Below are 20,408 nucleotides of genomic sequence, written 5' to 3'. Positions count from 1 at the left end.
ACAACACATAATTAAAAGAATAAATAACTAAAAAGATGGAAAACACAAAAGAAATGAGAAATTGGTTGGATGCTTTCAAATTGAATCATCCATTTGTGATAGCAGGACCTTGTAGTGCTGAAACTGAAGAGCAAGTATTAAAAATTGCTCACGAATTGAAAAATTCTGATGTAAGCGTATTTAGAGCAGGAATTTGGAAACCAAGAACTCGTCCGGGAGGATTTGAAGGAATTGGAGAGATAGGATTAAAATGGTTGAAAAAAGCTAAAGAAGAAACAGGATTGTTGATGGGAACTGAGGTTGCTACAGCGGCTCACTGTAAATTAGCTTTAGAATATGATATCGATGTATTATGGGTTGGAGCTCGTACAACGGCTAATCCATTTGCAGTTCAGGAAATTGCTGATACATTGGCAGGAACTGATAAAATTGTTTTGGTTAAAAACCCGGTAAACCCTGATATGGCTTTATGGCTTGGTGGTGTTGAGCGTTTACACATGGCTGGTATCAAGAATTTAGGAGTAATCCACAGAGGTTTCTCTACTTATGAGAAAACTAAATACAGAAATATTCCAGAATGGCAAATTGCTATCGAATTGCAAAATAAATTCCCTGATTTACCATTAATCATCGATCCATCTCACATTACAGGAAACCGTAATATGATTCTTGAAGTAACTCAGGAAGCTTTAGATTTGAACTATGATGGTATGATTATCGAAACGCATATTGACCCGGATAATGCTTGGTCTGATGCTGCTCAACAAGTTACTCCAGATGCGTTAAAACAAATCCTGAAAGACTTAAAAGTGAGAAAAGTGAGCGGTGATACTGCTGATTTCGAACAAAAAATGACGAAATTAAGAGCTAATATCGATGTTTTGGATGCTAACTTATTAGAGCTTTTAGGAAAAAGAATGAAAGTTGCTGACGAAATTGGTCAGGTGAAAAAAGAAAACAATGTAGCTGTTCTGCAAAACACTCGTTGGAATGAAATCCAGGAGAAAATGGTGGCAGAAGGAGCTAAGAAAGGATTGTCTGCTGAATTTATCACCAAATTATTCAAATCAATTCACCAAGAGAGTATTGAGCACCAAGAGAAAATTATCAACGGATAATTGACTTGAAATATAAAATCGAAATCCCTTTGGCTTTACAAAAGCTGAAGGGATTTTTTTTAGCATATAAAAACCTCTCTTTTTTCAATAGTATACCAAAAACAATCATTTATCTTTGCAAAGGTTTTAGATTAATTTAAAATCTGGAATCTGATATCTAAAATCTGAAAATGACAGGAATCGTTTATAAATCAACAGGAAGCTGGTACACGGTAAAATCCGATGAAGGGAATTTTGTAGAGTGTAGAATAAAAGGAAAGTTTAGGATGAAAGGTATTAAAAGTACTAATCCTATCGCTGTAGGCGACCGTGTTGATTTTGAATTAGAAGAATCAAATGCCCAGATAACAGGTGTGATTAATACTATTCAGGACAGGAAAAATTATATTGTCAGAAAATCGGTTAATCTTTCCAAACAAACCCATATCATTGCTTCTAATATTGATATTGTTTTCTTGTTGGTAACGATTAATAATCCGCCAACTACCACCAGTTTTATTGATCGTTTTTTGGTGACTGCTGAGGCTTATGGCATCGAAGCTATTTTAGTGTTTAATAAGATTGATACTTTTGATGAAGCAGCCTTGGATGAGCAGTTGTTCCTGCAATATACTTATGAAAATATCGGTTACCAATGTTTGCGTGTTTCCGCACAAGAGCGTAAAGGTCTGGATAAGCTGATTGATTTGATGAAAGATAAGGTAAGTATGTTTTCGGGGCATTCGGGAGTTGGAAAATCAACTTTGGTGAATGCTATAGAACCTACTTTGAATTTAAAGACTAAACAAATATCTGAATCTCATTCGCAAGGACAGCATACCACTACTTTTGCCGAAATGTTTGATCTTTCTTTTGGAGCTAAAATTATTGATACTCCCGGAATTCGTGGTTTTGGAGTGGTAGATATGGAAAAAGAAGAAATTAGTGGATATTTTCCAGAGTTCTTTAAGTTGAAAGATAAATGTAAGTTTAATAATTGCCTTCATAAGGAAGAACCTAAATGTGCTATAAAAGAAGCTTTAGAGAAAGAAGAAATTTCGTGGTCGCGTTACAATAGTTATCTTAAATTGTTAGAAGGAGATGACGAACATTACCGTACCGATATTTATGACGAGGACAGAAAGAATAGTGATAAATCCAGAGGTTAATGAGAGTTGTAATTCAAAGAGTTTCGTCGGCATCGGTTACTATAGATAATAAAATTGTTGCTGAAATAAATAAAGGTTTATTGGTTCTTGTTGGTGTTGAAGATGCCGATACACAAGAAGATATTGATTGGTTAATTGCTAAAATTGCTAAAATTCGCATTTTTGGTGATGAAAGCAATGTGATGAATCTATCAGTCCAAGATGTTGATGGAGATATTATTGTAGTGAGTCAATTTACACTTCATGCTGGCACTAAAAAAGGAAACAGACCTTCTTATATAAAAGCGTCCAAACCTGAAATTGCGATTCCGCTTTATGAAAATTTTGTTCGAAAATTAGAATCAGAAATTGGTAAAAAAGTTCAAACCGGTGAATTTGGTGCTGATATGAAAGTAGCCCTACTTAATGATGGTCCTGTAACTATATGGATCGATAGTAAAAACAGGGAATAAACTTGGTTTAAAGCTCAACTCCTTCATGAGTTATCCTTTTTTTGTTATATTTGATTATGTACACCTTATGTGTAAATCACGGTAAATCAATGCTATTTTGCCCCGAATAGTTTTGTGTTAATTTTTCAGTATGCCTATTTGGTAACCTGAAAAAAAATATTTATACGAAATTATTTATTAATTATTTTAATATTTGATGGTTTGGCAAAAATTAAACACACTAACACTTATGATGTAGTCGATCATATTTTTACTGCAGCTAAAGAAAAAGGAATTATGCATATTAATTCTGAAGAGCAAAGTTTTAATGGCGAAAAATTTACTATTAAAGGACGTGAATTAGTGAATTTTGGTACCTGTGGTTATTTAGGATTAGAAAAACACCCCAAAATATTAGCTAAAAGTCATGAATTATTGGATAAATACGGGTCGCATTTTTCAATTTCCAGAACTTTTATAAAAGCACCTTATCTTGAAGAATTAGAGAATTTAGTTAGTAGAATCTTTGATAATCGCCCTGTTATTATTTATACGTCAACTTCTGTTGCTCATCAATCTATTATTGGGACTATAGTTGAATCAAATGATTTGATTATTCTGGATCAACAAGTGCATTATAGTGTTCAATATCCTTCTCAATTTGCAAAATTGCAAGGAACTATGGTAAAGATGATTCGGCATAATAATATGGAAATGTTGGAGGATTTCATTAAACGAGGTTATAATCAATACAATAAAATTTGGTATATGGCTGATGGGGTTTATTCAATGTATGGGGATTTGCCGCATAAGAAAGAATTACTTTATTTATTAGAAAAATATCCAAAATTACATTTGTATTTTGATGACGCACACGGGGTAGGCTGGACTGGGAATAAAGGATGTGGTACAGTGTTCGGGAGTTTTAAGTATAATGAAAGAGTAGTTTTGATTAGTACTTTAGCAAAAGGTTTTGGGAGTATAGGTGGTATTGCTATTTTTAATGATAAAGAAATGTATCGGAAAATAAACATATATGGAGGAGTTTTGGCATATACGCATCCTTTATCTCCTGCCAATGTTGGGGCTGCTATTGGTTCGGCAGAAATCTTACTTTCGGATGAAATAGATGAGTATCAAAATGAGTTGAAAGAGTTAATTAAGTATTTAAATATTAAATTGGCGGAGTTTAATTTGACTAATACTTCTTCAGAGGAAACTCCTATTTATTTTATTGGTACAGGTTCGGCAAAAGTGACACATAATTTAATTCAGAAAGTTCTGGCTGATGGTTTTTATGTAAATACGGCAACATATCCAGTTGTACCCAATGATAAAACAGGATTGCGTTTTACATTAACTAGGCATAATACTAAAAAAGATATTGATCAATTAGTTTCTTCAATAAATAAAAATTTTCATTTAGCTGTTGAAGAGGAAAATGAGGATTTAGAGAAAATTTATAAAGTGTTCAATATTCCTTTTAAAGGAAAACTAATAGAAAAGATTATTGAGGAGAAGAATGTTTTTGTTGAGAAATATAAAAGTATCAGTGAAATAGAGCCTTGTTTATGGGATCGTTTTTTTAGTGATAAAGGAAATTATTCTTATAACGGTTTGAAGTGTATTGAAGAAATTTTTTCAAATAATGATAAAGTAGAAGAGAACTGGAGTTTTCATTATGTAATCATTAAAGATAAAGATGGAAATGTTGTATTAGCTACTTTTTTTACAGGAGCTATTTATAAGGATGATATGTTGTCTCATACTAATGTGTCCAGACAGATAGAGGAAGAACGTAAACATAATCCTTATTATCTTTGTTCGCAAACATTAGCAATGGGATGTTTATTTACCGAAGGGACACATTTGTATATAGATGCAGAACACGTTTTGGTAAATCAGGCATTAAACAGTTTTTTTGTTGAAGTTGAAAAAATAAAAAATGAAACTAATTCTAAAGTAGTTATTTTGAGAGATTTTCAATCCGATTTTAAATTTCAACAAGTATTTGAAAATGAAGGTTATGTAAGAGTGAGTATGCCTAATACTAATATTGTTTCGCTTCCAAAATGGAATACAAAAGATGAGTTGTTGTCATTTTTGAGTTCTAAAAATAGTATAAACAATATAAAACGTTATGTTTTTAAATATGAAGATCAATATGATATTTCGATTAAAAAAACATTGACAGATGCTGAAGCTGAAAAACATTATCAATTGTTTACCAATATTAAAAAAGCAAATTATGCGTTTAATTTCTTTTCATATCCTAACAAAATAGCCAAAATTTTATCTCAATATGAAGACTGGGAATTTATAGAATTCCGTATTAAAGATTCTGAAGAATTGATTGGTTGTATATGGCATTTTGTAGGTAAAAATCATTCCTGTCCTCTTGTTGTTGGTTTGAATTATGATTATGTTAAGTCTCATCATTTGTACAAACAAGTGATGTATTATATGGTAAAAAGAGGTAATGATTTAGGGAAATCAAAAACATATTTAGGAATAACATCTGATTATGAAAAACAAAAGTATGCTGCAGTTAGTATGCCAACTTTTGCTTATATTAGAATTCAGGATACATACAATTCAGAGATTATTAATTCTTATTCAAATATGTAAAAAAAATGGAAATGGTAGAAAATGAATATGCGCGATTTTGGTTTGAAAATGGAGTGTTATAAATGAACTTAAAGAACCTATTGAAATTGATTTAAAAATTATGTCTAAATTAATAGAATTAAGGCATGAAATTTCGAAAAATACGAATCAATATTGGTGTATGGATGGTGCAAAAATAGTTTCCCTCAATAAAGAAGCAAGAGATTATACGGAAAAATATGGTCAAGATTTTATTCATGCAAATGCAATGATGGTTGATTCACATGTTACAAAATTTATATATAATATGTATGTGAAATTAAAATCACCTGGTTTTCCTTTTCAGGTATTTACCGATAGAGAAAAAGCAGTTAAATGGTTGTTGGAAATAAAGTCAGAAAATGAAAAAAAATGAGACATGAAAGAAGCCGAAAATGATTTTATTAAATTTTGGATAGAAGATGGAATCCTGTATTCTCAATTTAAAAAAGTAACGGAAGGCACTATCGAAACTTTAAAATCAATAATTGACCTGCGAACTGAAATATCAGCTGGTGAAAAGCAATATTGGTGTTATGATTTTAACGGAATTAAATCCTATAATAAAGAGGCTCGTGATTATGCTGATCAATATGGACAAGATCATCTTTATGCCTGTGCAGTAGTGTTGAATTCCCATGTTGTCAAATATATTCTTAATACTTTTATGCTCTTAAAGAATAGTACAGTTCCTTTAAAGGGTTTTACTAAAAAAGATGATGCAGTCAATTGGTTGAAAGAATTAAAAAAGAAAGAGAAACACTAATAGTGGATAAAGTGTAAATTACTATATATTTAGCGTTTTATAGATAAATAATAATACATAAGTTGGTTTCAATAAGTAGAAAATCATGAAAGATAGTTCAGTTAAAAATGATTATATAGAGTTTTGGTTAGAGAATGGGATAATGTTTTCAAGATTCCGTGAAGGAGTAGAAGTTGATCTTGAGAGGATGAAAGGTGTTGTCAGGCTTAGAGAAGAAATTTCAGAAGGGAAAAATCAATATTGGTTATATGATTTAAGCAATGTGAAAAACATTACTAAAGAAGCTCGAGATTATGCTGATCAGTATGGTCAAAATTGTTTACATGCTGTGGCGGTATTAGTGAATTCTCATATAACAAAGTTTATTTATAACACTTATATCAAATTAAAAAAACCTATTATGCCCTTTTTAGTTTTTACAAATAAAGAGAAGGCATTAGCTTGGTTATTAGAAGTTAAAGAACAGAGTTAAATAATATAATGTAATATTTTTTTTAATTTAACAATGTTGGTTGTGTTTTTTAAAAGATATTTCTTATATTTATTTTTTAAATACGTAATAATAGTTTTACTTTTTCGTTAATGTAAAAAATGTTATCCTATTCAATATTGAATGTAAAAGAATTAGATGTCTAAACTGGAAAAAATATTAGCCCTGGTGCGCTCCATAAACCAAGATGAGTTTCAGGAGCAACTAACTCATGGAGATAGTTTAGATGATGTTTATGAGGAATTGTTGTTTTTGGCTGAGAAAATTGATTCCAAAAAGAAAAGAACTGCTGTTATTGTTGAGCAAATATCCAATTGTTTTGCAGGAGATTTTTTCAATTATTTGCCCATTTCAGATGCGCATGATGAGCTGGATGTATTTTGCATGGGGTTCAATACTTATATTGAAGAGCTAAAAGCAGCTATGGTTTCTAAAAAATTAGTAGAAACTATAAATGAAAAATTGGTTGAAGAAAAAGAGCGTACCGAAAAATTAACATTGTCAAGAGATCAATTTTTGTCTAATATTAGTCACGAAATACGTACTCCGCTTAACGGGATTTTAGGATTTACCGATTTATTATTAAATAGTCCGGTATTAGGTTCAGAGGAGAAGAGTCAATTAGAATACATCAGGATGTCGGGAGATATTTTGTTAGTAATTATCAATGATATTCTGGATTTAGCTAAAATGGAGGCAAAACAGACTGTTTTTTCAAATAAACCATTTCAAATAAGTCAATTAACCAGAGTAGTGCAGGAAACTTTTTTGACAAAGTTCCAGCAAAAGCAAATAGATTTTAAAATATCCATCGATGAAGAGTTACCAACGGTTTTAAATGGCGATTCGGTTAGAATTACTCAAATTTTATTTAATTTAATCAATAATTCCATCAAGCTTACGCCTGAAAAAGGGAAAATCAGATTAAAAATTAAGTTTAAGGATGAGGAGGATGATTTTTATGTGGTAAAGTTTGTTATTAGTGATTCCGGAAAGGGAATAGCCGAGGATAAATTAGCCGAAGTTTTTAATCCTTTTGTTCAGCTGAGTGATGATGCTGATTCGGGTCTTGGTTTAACCATTGTCAGAAAGATTGTTTATTTAATGAAAGGCGATATTCAGGTAAAGAGTCAGCCGGCTAACGGAACTAAATTTATTATAACACTTCCTTTTTCAAAAAATGATTATTATTTCTCGGTGTCTAAATCTTTTATAGACAAAAAACCGTCTGATAAAAAAACAAATACTAAAGACCGGAGTACCAGAATACTTTTGGCCGAAGACAATCGCATTAATCAGGTTTTAGTGCAAAAACTGTTGTCAAAATTTAACATGGAATGTGTAGTAGTTGCTAATGGGCAATTAGCCGTTGATGCTGTTATTGCAGAAGATTTTGATGTCATCATAATGGATTTGATGATGCCGGTTATGAATGGTTACGAAGCGGCTTCGGCAATCCGAAATTTAAAAAACCATACTAAAAAAAACATCCCAATTGTTGCCCTCTCTGCCGTAGTTACCAGTACGGTTACTAATGCCTGTAAAGCAGTAGGGATTAACCAATATATTTCCAAGCCTTTTGATTCGGCTGAATTGCATGCTGTTATTGTAGCGCTTATTGGGAATGAGTAATTGGGTTGATTTGCAATTTATTTTTACTTTTCGTAACTGCGTATAGTTTTTTGCAAAATATTTTTTACTACTCCATAGATTTATTTCAAAGTTGTTTTTAAAGCTAATTTGTTTATTTTTAAATGTTTGTTTTGAAAATTAGCATAAACAACAATTTTTTTAGTGTATTTTAGAGAGGAATTCTGCTGTGGTTATTTCTTGTTAAATAAAATAAAAATAATTGATTGTATTTTGTATGATTTGTTTTATTTTTGGTGATAATCGATAGTTGGGAAAGAAAAAATAAAAGCATTTTATTTAGGTGTCTTTCCCTCGATTTAATCATTATTTATATTCTCAAAATTTATATGAAAATCAAGAAAATACAATTTGCAATAATCTCAATGTTTTTTGCATTTCAACTTCAGGCACAAAAAAGCGAGTATCCTCTATTACTTATTGCTGATAGTTTAAAAGAAAATGCGAATGCTGTTATTCGACTAAATCAAATAGATGTTGTTATTTCTTCGCAAAGAAGTATGAATATTAAAACTAAAAGAGTAATCACTGTTTTTAATGAAAGTGGTTTGTCTTCAATAGATGCTTATGAAAATTATGACAAAAAAAGCTCAGTAAAAGCTATTGAAGTAAAAGTTGTTGATGTCTTTGGTAATGAAATCAAGAAAATAAGGAGAAAGGAATTTAAAGATGTAAGTGCCATAAGTGGCAGTACTCTTTTTTCAGACAACAGGTATATTTACCTGGATTATACGCCTACACAATATCCTTTTACAGTAATTTACGAAAGTGAAATAGAGACCTCAAATACGGCTTTTATACCTAGTTGGTTTCCGGTTCAGGATTATCTTGTAGGAGTGGAAGAGAGTGTTTTAAATGTTACTTATCCCAGTATTCTTGGTTTTAAAAAGAAAGAATTTAATTTCTCGGGTTTTAATATTCAAAAAACTACTGATACTAATACACAGCTGAGTTATAAAGCCACCGGAATTTTAGCTCAAAAACAAGAACCTTATTGTGCTACTGCTGTTATTTTTCCAAGATTAATGATGGGGTTAGAGTACTTTAATCTGGAAGGAGAAGATGGAACGGCAACCTCTTGGGAGGAATTTGGTAAATGGTATTATGACGAAATTTTGACAGGGACCACTCAATTATCTCCTGAAACTGTCAATAAAATAAAAACTCTTGTTGGAAATGAAACAGAACCTGTTAAGAAAGCTAAGTTGATTTATGATTATGTTCAAAAAAAATCAAGATATGTTAGTATTCAAGTAGGTATAGGAGGATGGAAACCAATGTTAGCTGATGATGTTGATCGATTAGGTTATGGTGATTGTAAAGCATTGACTAATTACACCAGAGCACTTTTGGATATTGTTGGAGTACCGTCTTACAACACAATTTTATATGGCGATACTCAAAAAAAGGATATTGTTTCGGATTTTGTTTCTATACAGGGGAATCACATGATATTAGCAATTCCTGTTGAGAATGATTATGTGTGGTTAGAGTGTACCAGTCAGGATGATCCTTTTGGATACCAGGGTAAATTTACTGATGACAGAACTGTATTGGTAATAAAACCAACTGGGGGAGAAATTGTTCATACTAAAATTTATGAGGATAAAGCTAATCTGCAAAATAGCAAAGGAACTTATACCATTGATGAAAAAGGAAATTTATCAGGAAACATAATTATTGCTTCAGAAGGTTCTCAATACAGTAACAAAGCAAGTTTAGAACATAGTCAGCCAAACGATAAGGAAACGCATTATAAGGAATATTGGAGTAATATTAATAATCTTAAATTAAATAAAATTAATTTTTCTAATAATAAAGAAAAGATAGTATTTGTAGAGGATGTGGTTGTAGATGCGGTTAATTATGCTGCTGTTTCGGGAGCAAAAATGATTTTTACGCTCAATGCTTACAATCAATTTACGGGTTCCGTGAAGCGAATTAGAAACCGTAAAAATCCATTCGAAATTCAGCGTGGGTATGTAGATGTTGATGAGGTTGAAGTTGCAATGCCTTTGAATTATGCTATTGAATTTCTTCCGTCTAATTTTGAATTGAGTTCAAAGTTTGGAGAATATAAGACTGAAATTATAAAAAAAGATGCTACTCACTTAGTTTATAAAAGAACTTTATTTATCCATAAAGGGTTTTATCCTAATACCGAATACGATCAATACCGTCTCTTCATGGAGCAGGTTTCCAGAAATGACAATGCTAAAATTATCTTAACCAAAATTTAAACCAAATGAAGTGCAAAATTTTAATAGCAACAGTTTTATTTTCTTTTATAAATTTTAATTCTAACGCGCAAGATTTTAGATTAGGAAAAGTTTCGATTGAAGAATTAAAACAAAAAGTGCATCCTAAAGACTCATCGGCTGTTGCGGCAGTGCTTTTTGAAAAAGCAGAAAATAAAATGGTGTTTAGTCAGAGCAATGGTTTTGAGACAGAATTAGTAGTTAGAGCCAGAATTAAAATATATAAGAAAGAAGGTTATGAATGGGCTAATAAAAAAGTTCGTTATTACTTAGATAGTAATTTAAGAGAAAGGGTTTCGTTTGCCGAAGTGGCAACTTACAATTTAGTTGATGGAAAGATAGAAAAAACAAAATTAAAGAGTGATGGAGAATTTGATGAAGAAGTAAATAAGTATTGGGGGCAAAAAAAAATAGTAATGCCTAATGTAAAAGAAGGTGCTGTTATTGAATATCAATATACTTTGTATTCGCCTAGTATAGGAAATCCCAGGGATTGGTATTTTCAGTCTGATATTCCGGTAAATTATTCAGAATACATTAGTTGTGTTCCGGAATATTTTGTTTTTAATACGAATGTAAAAGGATTTATAAGACCTAAAATAACGGTTGAAAAAGCAAATAAGGTGATAAATATGGATTCAAAAGAAAGAATAGTTGGTTTTATGGGGCGTGTTACTACTAATCATAATACGGATAACATTTCTTATGTAGAAACAAGAACAATTTATTTAGCCGAAAATATGCCAGCCATTAAAGAAGAGGCATTTGTTAATAATGTTAGAAATTATACAACGAGTTTGGAACAGGAATTATCGATGACTAAGTATCCTAATGCTATGCCTAAAATGTTTTCAACTAATTGGGAGGCTGTAGTAAAAACAATATATGAGTATGATGATTTTGGTTCTGAATTAAACAAAACAGGATATTTTGAAGATGATTTGAAAGTTGTACTTGCAGGATTAAATACCCAGGATGAAAAAATTAATGCCATATTGAAATTTGTAAAATCAGCTGTAAAATGGAATGATTACTACGGTTATTCCTGTAATGATGGAGTAAGAAAAGCCTATAAAGATAAAACAGGAAATATTGCCGAAATCAATTTGATGCTTACTGCAATGCTTCGTTACGCAGGTTTAAATGCAAATCCGGTTTTGGTGAGTACAAGGTCAAATGGAATTTCATTTTTTCCCAATAGAACTGCTTTTAATTACGTTATTGCAGCAGTTGAAAATGGAGATGATATGATTTTGTTAGATGGCTCAGATCCTTTTTCAGTGCCTAATGTTTTGCCTTTTAGAGCTTTAAATTGGTTAGGGAGGTTAGTGCGTAAAGATGGGACTTCTGCTTCAGTAGATTTAATGCCTAAAAAAGCTTCAGTAGAACTAAATGCTTTGAATTATTCTATTAATGATAAAGGCGAAGTTTTAGGAAAGTTAAGATGTCAGAAAACAGCACATAATGCTATGCTTTTTAGAGAAGAAATAAAAGGAGTTAAAGAAGATACTTATCTTGAGAAATTGGAAAATGCAAACAATAAGATTGAAATAAATGAATATTCATTGCAAAATGAGAAAGATTTTAGTTTACCGGTAATAGAAACTTATTCTTTTGTAGGGAATAATTTGAGCGAATTGATAGGAGGGAAAATCTATGTCAATCCTATGTTGTTTTTCACTAAAAAACAAAATCCGTTCAAGCAGGAAAATAGAGAGTATCCAGTAGATTATGGATTTCCTTTTCAGGATAAATACGCAATAAATATTCAAATTCCCGAAGGATACAAGGTGGAGAATTTACCTCAATCTATTACATTAACAATGAATGGGAATTTAGGTGTTTTTAGATATTTAACTAGTTCCAATGGTAATTCAATTCAGATTTCAATTTCTAATCAAATTAACTCATCTATAGTTCTTTCGGAGGATTATGTAGCTTTAAAATCATATTATCAAAAGATGATTGAAAAACAGAACGAGAAGATTATTCTAACTAAAATATAAAAGCCAAATGAAAAATAGGTTTTTAATAACAATATTGATGCTTTTTTTGATTGCTTTTAATTCTAATGCACAGGAATTTCGATTGGGAAAAGTGTCAATCGAAGAATTAAAAGAAAAAGTACATCCTAAAGATTCATCGGCTGCTGCGGCAATTTTGTATAAAAAAGGGAGAACTTACTTTGATTATGATTTTAAGAAAGGTTTTGTAGCCAATCATGAAATCCAAATCAGAATTAAAATCTATAAAAAAGAAGGTTTGGATTGGGCTAATTTTGAAGTTCCTTATTATATAGGTTATCAAAATATAAGCGATGAGACCGTTAGTTTCTCTGACGGAATTACCTATAATATTGAGAATGGAAGTATTGTAAAAACGAAATTAAATAGTGAAGGGACATTTAAAGAAAATGTAAATGAAAATTGGAAAAAAGCTACTGTAACAATGCCTGCCGTAAAAGTAGGTTCGGTTATTGAATTAAAATACACAATCAAATCAGAGAATTTAACCAAATTTCCGGTATTCCAAATTCAATATTCCGTTCCGGTAAATCATGTGGAGTATTGTAGTGAAATCCCGGAGTATTTTATTTATAAACAGCTGCTTACCGGGTATGTTGATGTTAAATCAGATTCGAAGTTAGAACAAACTTCAAAAAACTATGATAATGAATACAGACAAACAAATTCTATCATTTATCAGCAAATAAAATCTACGTTTGTGGCAGATAATGTGCCTCAGCTGGTTAAAGAAAGTTATGTTGATAATATCAATAATTATAAGTCTTCATTGCAATATGAATTAGAAACAACAAGATATCCTAATCAGCCTGTAAAAGATTATTCTCAAACCTGGAATGGAGTTGCCAAAACTATTTATGATGATAAGAATTTTGGTAAGGAGCTTCAGGAACGGTTGTATCTTTTAAATGACCTCAAAAAAATCATAAGCAATCTTGGAGAAACGGTAACGGATTCAGACAAATTGAACGTTATTTTTAAGTTTATCCAAAGTAAAATGAATTGGAATGGGGAATATGGTTATTATACCGAAAAAGGAGTGAAACAAGCTTATCTTGATCAAACAGGAAATGTTGCCGAAGTCAATTTTAACTTGATTAATATGTTGAATTTGGCAGGGATTTCGGCTTATCCGGTATTAGTTAGTACCAGAGAACATGGAATTCCTGTTTTTCCCAATAGAACCGTTTTTAATTATACTATTGTTGCTGTCGAAATTAATGGAGAAAGAATTTTGTTAGATGCCGTTAATAAACATACTGCTCCTAATATATTGCCTTTAAATGTGTTAAATTGGAATGGGAGGCTTGTTAGGCAAGATGGAACATCTGAGGAAATTAATTTAGTGCCTAATAAACCATCTAAACAGCTTTATAATTTAAGTGTTGTTGTTGCTAATAATGGAAATATTTCGGGTAAGTATTTAGTTCAAAAAACGGATTATGAAGCACTGATTTTTAGAGAAAGAGAAGCTGATGTAAAAAAAGAAAACTATTTGGAGAAAAAAGAAAATGAATTTAATGGAATTGAAATTAGTGACTACACGGTTGAAAATAAGAGTGCTGATTTATCAAAAGCTGTTATTGAAAAATTTACTTTTGCAAGCAACAATCATTGCGAGATGATAGGTGGTAAGATGTTTATAAATCCACTATTGTTTTTTACAATGGAGAAGAATCCTTTTGTTCAGGAAAAAAGGAAAATGCCTGTTTATTTTGGATACCCAAGACAAGAGAAATATAATTTTAATTTTGAAATTCCCGAAGGTTATCAGGTAGAGTCGATTCCTAAAGCGATGAGAATTGCAACAGATGATAAAATGCTGGTGTTTTCTGTGAATAGTTTACTAAGTGGTAATAATATCCAAATTTCAGTTGCAAAAGAAATAAATACAGGAATGGCTTCAGCAGATATTTATGATGGTTTAAAAGAATTCTATCAAAAAATGATTGAAAAGCAGCACGAAAAAATTGTACTTAAAAAAATATAAGAATGAATCTAAAAAACGCTCAATTAGACGTAGATACCTGGATAAAGGAACACGGTGTTCGTTATTTTAATGAATTGACAAATATGGCTCAGCTTACTGAAGAAGTAGGTGAGGTAGCTCGAATAATTGCACGTCGTTATGGAGAGCAATCAGAGAAAGAGAGTGATAAAAACAAAGATTTAGGTGAAGAACTAGCCGATGTGGTTTTTGTGGTTTTATGTTTGGCTAATCAAACCGGAATCGATTTACAAGCCGCTTTTGATAAAAAAATGGATTTAAAATCAGTTCGTGATAAAGACCGTCATAAAAACAACGAAAAATTAAAATAATTATCAGTTGTGGATTATGAATTGTGAATTGTGAGTGGTAAATTGCGCCCTCAAATTATTTAAGTTAAAGCTCATAGGCAATAACTAATAATTCACAACTAATAATTAAAAAAATGAATTTACTACTACAAACAACACATTCTAACTTAAATGCCCAAATAGCAGTTACAGGATCTAAAAGTGAAACGAATAGATTGTTGCTGCTAAAAGCGTTATTTCCTAATATTACTTTGGCTAATACTTCTAATTCTGATGATAGCGAAGTAATGCAAATGGCATTGAGCGGAAATGAAGAGGTAGTAGATATTCATCATGCAGGAACAGCAATGCGTTTTCTTACTGCTTATTTTGCTGTAAAAGAAGGTCGCGAAGTGGTGTTAACCGGTTCTAGCCGTATGCAGGAACGGCCGGTTAAAATTTTAGTAGAAGCATTACGTCAGTTAGGAGCTGATATTTCTTTCTTGAAAGAAGAAGGATATCCGCCAATTAAAATTAAAGGACAAAAAATCACCAATTCTAAAGTTACTATGGCTGCTAACGTAAGTAGCCAGTATATTTCGGCTTTATTATTGGTTGCACCAAAATTAGAAAACGGTATCGAATTGACATTGGAAGGAGAAATTACTTCGATTCCTTATATCAAAATGACTTTGGCTTTGCTGAATGATTTGGATATTAAAACTAGTTTTGAAGGTAATGTAATCAAGGTTTACCCAAAACAAGAGGTTGAATCTAAAGTGATGACCGTAGAGTCCGATTGGAGTTCTGCTTCTTACTTTTTCAGTTTAGCGGCTTTGTCTGATGAGGCTAGTATTTCATTGACTAGTTACAAAGAATCAAGTTTGCAGGGAGATTCAGCTTTGGTTTCTATTTATAAAGAAATGGGTGTTGAAACCCAATTTAATGGAGATACGATTACCTTAACTAAAACTAAGAAATTCAACTATCAGGATGTAACTTTCGATTTGAATAACACACCTGATATTGCTCAAACTATTGTAGTTACTTGCCTTGGTCTAGGAATTGGTTGTCATCTTACAGGTTTACATACTTTAAAAATTAAAGAAACGGACAGATTAGAAGCCTTAAGAATTGAACTAAGTAAACTGGGGGCGAATATCTCTGTTACGAATGATAGCCTAACTCTTGTGGCTAGTTCAGAAATTAATTCGAATGTAAAAATCGGAACGTATAATGACCACCGAATGGCGATGGCTTTTGCTCCATTAGCATTAAAAGTGCCAATTATTATCGAAAATGCCGATGTAGTTTCTAAATCTTATCCTGATTTTTGGGATGATATGGGAAAATTAGGTTATAAAGTCTCCGATTTAGTAGGTTAAAAGTTTTAGTCACATCCTTAAAACATTGACTCTTTGAGGTTTTGTTGTTTTAATTCTAAATTAAACGGCAAAACACTTGACAACGCCTATTTCACAATCGTATATTTGCAACCGATTATAATATTAAGAATCAAAACTTAAGACTTATAACTCATAAACTTATAACTTTTTTGAATGAAATTATCACATTTTAATTTTGACTTACCAAAAGAACTTTTAGCTGAATTTCCAGCCGAAAACAGAGACGAAGCTCGCTTAATGGTTATTGATCGTAAAAAACAAACAATCGAACATAAAATGTTCAAAGATGTTATCGATTATTTTGACGATGGAGATGTAATGATTTTGAATAATACCAAAGTTTTTCCTGCTCGTTTATACGGTAACAAGGAAAAAACAGGAGCCAGAATCGAAGTGTTTTTGCTTAGAGAATTAAATGCTGAGCAACGCCTTTGGGACGTACTTGTTGATCCGGCTCGTAAAATCAGAATTGGAAATAAATTATATTTCGGTGATGACGATTCGTTAGTTGCTGAGGTAATTGATAACACCACTTCTCGTGGTAGAACTTTGCGTTTTCTTTACGATGGTTCTTACGAAGAATTCAGAAATAAATTAACTGAACTTGGAGAAACTCCAATTCCTAAATACATCAACAGAGAGGTTACTCCTGAAGATGCCGAGCGTTACCAAACAATTTATGCTAAAGAAGAAGGAGCTGTTGCAGCACCAACTGCAGGATTACACTTCTCTAAACATTTATTGAAACGATTGGAAATAAAAGGAGTAAATTTTGCCGAAGTTACACTTCACGTAGGTTTAGGTACTTTTAACCCTGTTGAGGTAGAAGATTTGTCTAAACATAAAATGGATTCTGAGGAATTAAAAATTACTCAGGAAGCCTGCGATATTGTTAATGAAGCTAAAGGAAAAAGAAAACGTGTTTGTGCTGTAGGAACTACTTCTATGCGTGCTATTGAAAGTTCGGTTTCTTCTGCAAATACATTGAATCCTTACGAAGGATGGACTAATAAGTTTATTTTTCCTCCACATGATTTTAGTGTGGCTAATTGTATGATTACAAATTTCCATACACCAAAATCGACTTTATTAATGATGATTTCAGCTTTTTGTGGACACGATTTAATGAAGAAGGCTTATGATGAAGCTATCAAAGAAAAATATAAATTCTATTCTTACGGTGATGCAATGTTAATTCTTTAATCACCATCAAAGGTTAATTCACTTAAGAAAACTCGTCAGCAATGGCGAGTTTTTTTATGCTTTGTTTAGAAATAGCAGTTAGAAAAGATGTTTAGTCGAAGCCTTTTTTAAATAAAAATGATTGTCAGTAGTTTTTTTGAATGGCATAAGGTAAAAATAAAATCTAAGTGGTAAAGAACTACATTGAGGTTTTTAGTTATTTTTACTAAACAAAATTTAGCTTATGATTTTCGAAAACACTAAAGAATTTGCCCAACAGCTCGATTCTCAGGATAGTTTAAATCAATACCGTGACGAATTTCATTTTCCAAAAGTGAACGGTAAAGAGGTGGTTTATTTTACCGGAAATTCATTAGGCTTACAGCCTAAGAGGGCTAAGGCTTATGTTGATGAAATCATGAATGACTGGGCTAATCTGGCTGTTGAAGGTCATTTTTATGCCGAAAAACCTTGGTGGGATTACCAAGAGCGTTTTGCAAAACCATTGAGTAAGATTGTTGGGGCAAAACCGCTTGAAGTTACTGTCATGAATACGCTTACGGTGAATCTTCATTTATTGATGGTTTCTTTTTACCGGCCTACAAAAACAAGGTTCAAAATTATTTGCGAAGAAAAAGCCTTTCCTTCAGATCAATATATGTTTCAAAGCCAGGTCAATTTTCACGGTCTAAAACCCGAAGAAGTAATTGTTGAGGTCAAAAGACGTGAAGGCGAACATAATATTCGAACAGAAGATATTTTGGCAAAAATCAAAGAAGTAGGCAATGAGTTGGCTTTGGTCTTAATAGGCGGAGTGAATTATTACACAGGTCAGGTTTTTGATATGAAAACTATTACTGCTGCGGGACACAAAGCAGGAGCTTATGTGGGTTGGGATTTGGCTCATGCAGCAGGAAATATAAAATTGGAACTGCACGATTGGAATGTGGATTTTGCTGCCTGGTGCAGTTATAAATACATGAATTCCGGGCCGGGAAATGCTTCTGGTTGTTTTGTGCACGAAAAACATCATAATAATCCGGAGTTACCAAGATTTGCAGGATGGTGGGGACATAACAAAGAACGCCGATTTAAAATGGAACCTGCTTTTGATCCTATTCAAGGTGCTGATGGTTGGCAAATTAGTAATTTACCCGTTTTGTCTTTAGCTCCTTATCTGGCTTCGGTAGAAATGTTTGACGAAATAGGTATGGATACATTGATAGAAAAAAGAGATCGAATTACGGCTTATTTGGAATTTATTCTTCGTGAAATTGACAAAGAAGTAAGTAGTAGTTTCGAAATTATTACGCCTTCCAATCCTTCGGAAAGAGCTTGTCAGTTATCTGTTTTTTTGCATGGAGAAGGTCGCAGTTTATTTGATTACTTAATGAAAAACGGTGTGATTGTGGATTGGAGAGAACCCAATGTTATCCGACTGGCACCGGTTCCGTTGTATTGCTCTTTTGAAGATATGTACAATTTTGGACAAATTTTAAAAAGAGGAATTTTAGAAAAATAATTTTTTAGCCACGAATTTCACAAATAATCACAAATGATAATGAAATAAAATATTACACAAATTCATTGTTGTTTATGCATTTGTGTAATTGTTAAGAAGGTGAAATTCGTGGGTAGTGTCTCACTAACTGTGTAAGTTGAAAAGTTATTCTGAAAAATATTTGAGCTCCTTTAAAAAGCTCAAAAATATTTTTCGGAAATAACTTTTTGTTATTTTTAACCTTACATAATTATGATTGACAAAGACGACTTATTAAACAACAAGGATTTCTATAAATCCTTCAAGAATGCAGAAGATTTAACCTCATTCTTTCAAACGATGCACAAACGAGCTGTTGAACATATGCTCGAAGCCGAACTTGATGCTCATTTAGACAATGAAAAACACGATAAAACCACTAAGGGTAATTATCGCAACGGACACGGAACTAAAAAAATAAAGACCTCTTTTGGTCAACAAGAAATCAAAGTTCCTCGTGACAGAGATTCTTCCTTTAATCCCCTGCTTGTTCCTAAAAGAGAAAATATAGCCCAAGGTATTGAAAATGTCATCATCTCACTTTATGCTAAAGGCATGAGTGTTAGTAATATTGAAGAACAGATCAAGGAGGTATATGATTTTGAAGTGTCTTCTTCGACTATATCACGTATTACCAACACAATTACAAATGAAGTAGTTACTTGGCAAAACAGGCCACTAGAAGAGCTTTATTTAATTGTTTGGATGGATGGTATTGTTTTTAAGGTTAGAGAAGGTTCGAAAGTTATCAATAAAACTATTTATTTAGCTGTAGGGCTTAACAGAGATGGTAAAAAAGATGTTTTAGGAATGTGGCTTGGTAAGAATGAAAGCAGTAGCTTTTGGATGAGTGTTTTGACTGATTTAAAAGCCCGTGGCGTTGAAGATATACTTATTACAGCTACCGATAATTTAAATGGATTTACTCAAACAATCCGAAGTGTTTTCCCTGAATCTCAAACACAAATCTGCGTGGTTCATCAAATTAGAAATGCTTGTAAATATGTCGTTTGGAAGGATCGAAAACAATTTACTGCCGATATGAAACATATTTATAACGCTCCAACAAAACAAGCAGCAGAGTTGGCTTTAAACGATTTTGCAGACAAATGGGAATCCAAATATTCTTATGCAATTAAATCCTGGCGAGATAACTGGGATGAATTGACCGTATTTTTTGATTTTCCAATTGAAATTAGAAAAATCATTTATACAACAAATTTAATCGAGAACTTAAACGGAAAAATTAGAAAATACACTAAAAATAAAATGTCGTTCCCAACAGATGATGCTGTATTAAAATCGGTATTTTTGGCTTTAAGAGAAGCGACCAAAAAATGGTCAATGCCTATTCAAAATTGGGGAATTGTTTTAAACCAATTTACCCTTATATTTGAAAAAAGGCTCCGATTATAAAAACGAAGCCTTAACTTTTCAACTTACACACTTTTTGGGATAGTGTCAATTCGTGG

The 20,408-nt window shown here is 32.0% G+C and carries 16 protein-coding genes; all 16 read left to right on the top strand.

Annotated elements, in window-relative coordinates; all coding sequences use genetic code 11:
* Window positions 1-35: 35 nt before the first annotated feature.
* The 16 genes from BIW12_RS04080 to BIW12_RS04005 all read left to right on the top strand — a co-directional run bounded on the left by BIW12_RS04080 (window position 36) and on the right by BIW12_RS04005 (window position 20,352).
* Window positions 36-1,118, top strand: a complete 1,083-nt coding sequence (locus tag BIW12_RS04080; RefSeq protein WP_071183927.1) for a bifunctional 3-deoxy-7-phosphoheptulonate synthase/chorismate mutase type II — start codon at window positions 36-38, stop codon at window positions 1,116-1,118.
* A gap of 170 nt (window positions 1,119-1,288) precedes the next feature.
* Complete coding sequence (gene rsgA, locus BIW12_RS04075) at window positions 1,289-2,266, top strand: ribosome small subunit-dependent GTPase A (RefSeq protein ID WP_071183926.1); 978 nt, start codon at window positions 1,289-1,291, stop codon at window positions 2,264-2,266.
* Window positions 2,266-2,718, top strand: coding sequence for a D-aminoacyl-tRNA deacylase (gene dtd / locus BIW12_RS04070; protein ID WP_071183925.1), 453 nt, complete (start codon window positions 2,266-2,268; stop codon window positions 2,716-2,718). Before rsgA ends, dtd begins: the two co-directional genes overlap by 1 nt.
* Before the next feature lie 201 nt (window positions 2,719-2,919).
* Window positions 2,920-5,325, top strand: coding sequence for an aminotransferase class I/II-fold pyridoxal phosphate-dependent enzyme (locus tag BIW12_RS04065; RefSeq protein WP_071183924.1), 2,406 nt, complete (start codon window positions 2,920-2,922; stop codon window positions 5,323-5,325).
* Window positions 5,326-5,383: 58 nt separating this feature from the next.
* Window positions 5,384-5,719: a DUF7793 family protein gene (locus BIW12_RS04060; protein WP_449403954.1), complete on the top strand. Its 336-nt coding sequence runs from the start codon at window positions 5,384-5,386 to the stop codon at window positions 5,717-5,719.
* Window positions 5,720-5,722: 3 nt separating this feature from the next.
* On the top strand, window positions 5,723-6,109 hold the full coding sequence (locus BIW12_RS04055) for a DUF7793 family protein (RefSeq protein ID WP_071183922.1): 387 nt from the start codon (window positions 5,723-5,725) through the stop codon (window positions 6,107-6,109).
* Between the two features lie 85 nt (window positions 6,110-6,194).
* Entirely contained in the window at window positions 6,195-6,581 is a 387-nt protein-coding gene (locus BIW12_RS04050; RefSeq protein ID WP_071183921.1) for a DUF7793 family protein, read from the top strand.
* A gap of 156 nt (window positions 6,582-6,737) precedes the next feature.
* Complete coding sequence (locus tag BIW12_RS04045; protein ID WP_071183920.1) at window positions 6,738-8,231, top strand: hybrid sensor histidine kinase/response regulator; 1,494 nt, start codon at window positions 6,738-6,740, stop codon at window positions 8,229-8,231.
* Between the two features lie 347 nt (window positions 8,232-8,578).
* The gene (locus BIW12_RS04040; protein WP_071183919.1) at window positions 8,579-10,489 is read left to right on the top strand and encodes a DUF3857 domain-containing protein; all 1,911 of its coding nucleotides are present in this window, start codon (window positions 8,579-8,581) and stop codon (window positions 10,487-10,489) included.
* 5 nt (window positions 10,490-10,494) lie between these two features.
* Window positions 10,495-12,513, top strand: coding sequence for a DUF3857 domain-containing protein (locus BIW12_RS04035; protein WP_071183918.1), 2,019 nt, complete (start codon window positions 10,495-10,497; stop codon window positions 12,511-12,513).
* Window positions 12,514-12,520: 7 nt separating this feature from the next.
* Window positions 12,521-14,521 carry a DUF3857 domain-containing protein gene (locus BIW12_RS04030; protein ID WP_071183917.1) on the top strand — a complete coding sequence of 667 codons (2,001 nt, stop codon included), beginning with the start codon at window positions 12,521-12,523 and terminating at the stop codon, window positions 14,519-14,521.
* 2 nt (window positions 14,522-14,523) lie between these two features.
* The gene (locus BIW12_RS04025) at window positions 14,524-14,850 is read left to right on the top strand and encodes a nucleotide pyrophosphohydrolase (RefSeq protein WP_035661076.1); all 327 of its coding nucleotides are present in this window, start codon (window positions 14,524-14,526) and stop codon (window positions 14,848-14,850) included.
* A gap of 113 nt (window positions 14,851-14,963) precedes the next feature.
* Window positions 14,964-16,193, top strand: coding sequence for a 3-phosphoshikimate 1-carboxyvinyltransferase (gene aroA, locus BIW12_RS04020; protein ID WP_071183916.1), 1,230 nt, complete (start codon window positions 14,964-14,966; stop codon window positions 16,191-16,193).
* A 174-nt stretch (window positions 16,194-16,367) separates the two neighbouring features.
* Window positions 16,368-17,417 (top strand): tRNA preQ1(34) S-adenosylmethionine ribosyltransferase-isomerase QueA, encoded by a 1,050-nt coding sequence (gene queA, locus BIW12_RS04015; RefSeq protein ID WP_071183915.1) that lies wholly within the window; start codon window positions 16,368-16,370, stop codon window positions 17,415-17,417.
* Between the two features lie 223 nt (window positions 17,418-17,640).
* Window positions 17,641-18,918 (top strand): kynureninase, encoded by a 1,278-nt coding sequence (kynU, locus tag BIW12_RS04010; RefSeq protein ID WP_071183914.1) that lies wholly within the window; start codon window positions 17,641-17,643, stop codon window positions 18,916-18,918.
* A 231-nt stretch (window positions 18,919-19,149) separates the two neighbouring features.
* Window positions 19,150-20,352, top strand: coding sequence for an IS256 family transposase (locus BIW12_RS04005; RefSeq protein WP_071183305.1), 1,203 nt, complete (start codon window positions 19,150-19,152; stop codon window positions 20,350-20,352).
* Window positions 20,353-20,408 lie beyond the last annotated feature (56 nt).

Origin of the sequence: Flavobacterium commune, assembly GCF_001857965.1 — a bacterium.
GTDB lineage: Bacteria > Bacteroidota > Bacteroidia > Flavobacteriales > Flavobacteriaceae > Flavobacterium > Flavobacterium commune.
The sequence above is the reverse complement of the archived record's forward strand: the minus strand, read 5'-3'. Positions and strand labels throughout refer to the sequence as shown.

Excerpts from the sequence above, each read along its gene's own strand:
- rsgA (WP_071183926.1), top strand. The coding sequence starts at position 1,289 with ATGACAGGAATCGTTTATAAATCAACAGGAAGCTGGTACACGGTAAAA.
- BIW12_RS04005 (WP_071183305.1), top strand. The coding sequence starts at position 19,150 with ATGATTGACAAAGACGACTTATTAAACAACAAGGATTTCTATAAATCC.
- BIW12_RS04080 (WP_071183927.1), top strand. The coding sequence starts at position 36 with ATGGAAAACACAAAAGAAATGAGAAATTGGTTGGATGCTTTCAAATTG.
- aroA (WP_071183916.1), top strand. The coding sequence starts at position 14,964 with ATGAATTTACTACTACAAACAACACATTCTAACTTAAATGCCCAAATA.
- BIW12_RS04035 (WP_071183918.1), top strand. The coding sequence starts at position 10,495 with ATGAAGTGCAAAATTTTAATAGCAACAGTTTTATTTTCTTTTATAAAT.
- BIW12_RS04030 (WP_071183917.1), top strand. The coding sequence starts at position 12,521 with ATGAAAAATAGGTTTTTAATAACAATATTGATGCTTTTTTTGATTGCT.
- BIW12_RS04055 (WP_071183922.1), top strand. The coding sequence starts at position 5,723 with ATGAAAGAAGCCGAAAATGATTTTATTAAATTTTGGATAGAAGATGGA.
- kynU (WP_071183914.1), top strand. The coding sequence starts at position 17,641 with ATGATTTTCGAAAACACTAAAGAATTTGCCCAACAGCTCGATTCTCAG.
- BIW12_RS04040 (WP_071183919.1), top strand. The coding sequence starts at position 8,579 with ATGAAAATCAAGAAAATACAATTTGCAATAATCTCAATGTTTTTTGCA.
- queA (WP_071183915.1), top strand. The coding sequence starts at position 16,368 with ATGAAATTATCACATTTTAATTTTGACTTACCAAAAGAACTTTTAGCT.
- BIW12_RS04045 (WP_071183920.1), top strand. The coding sequence starts at position 6,738 with ATGTCTAAACTGGAAAAAATATTAGCCCTGGTGCGCTCCATAAACCAA.
- dtd (WP_071183925.1), top strand. The coding sequence starts at position 2,266 with ATGAGAGTTGTAATTCAAAGAGTTTCGTCGGCATCGGTTACTATAGAT.
- BIW12_RS04025 (WP_035661076.1), top strand. The coding sequence starts at position 14,524 with ATGAATCTAAAAAACGCTCAATTAGACGTAGATACCTGGATAAAGGAA.
- BIW12_RS04050 (WP_071183921.1), top strand. The coding sequence starts at position 6,195 with ATGAAAGATAGTTCAGTTAAAAATGATTATATAGAGTTTTGGTTAGAG.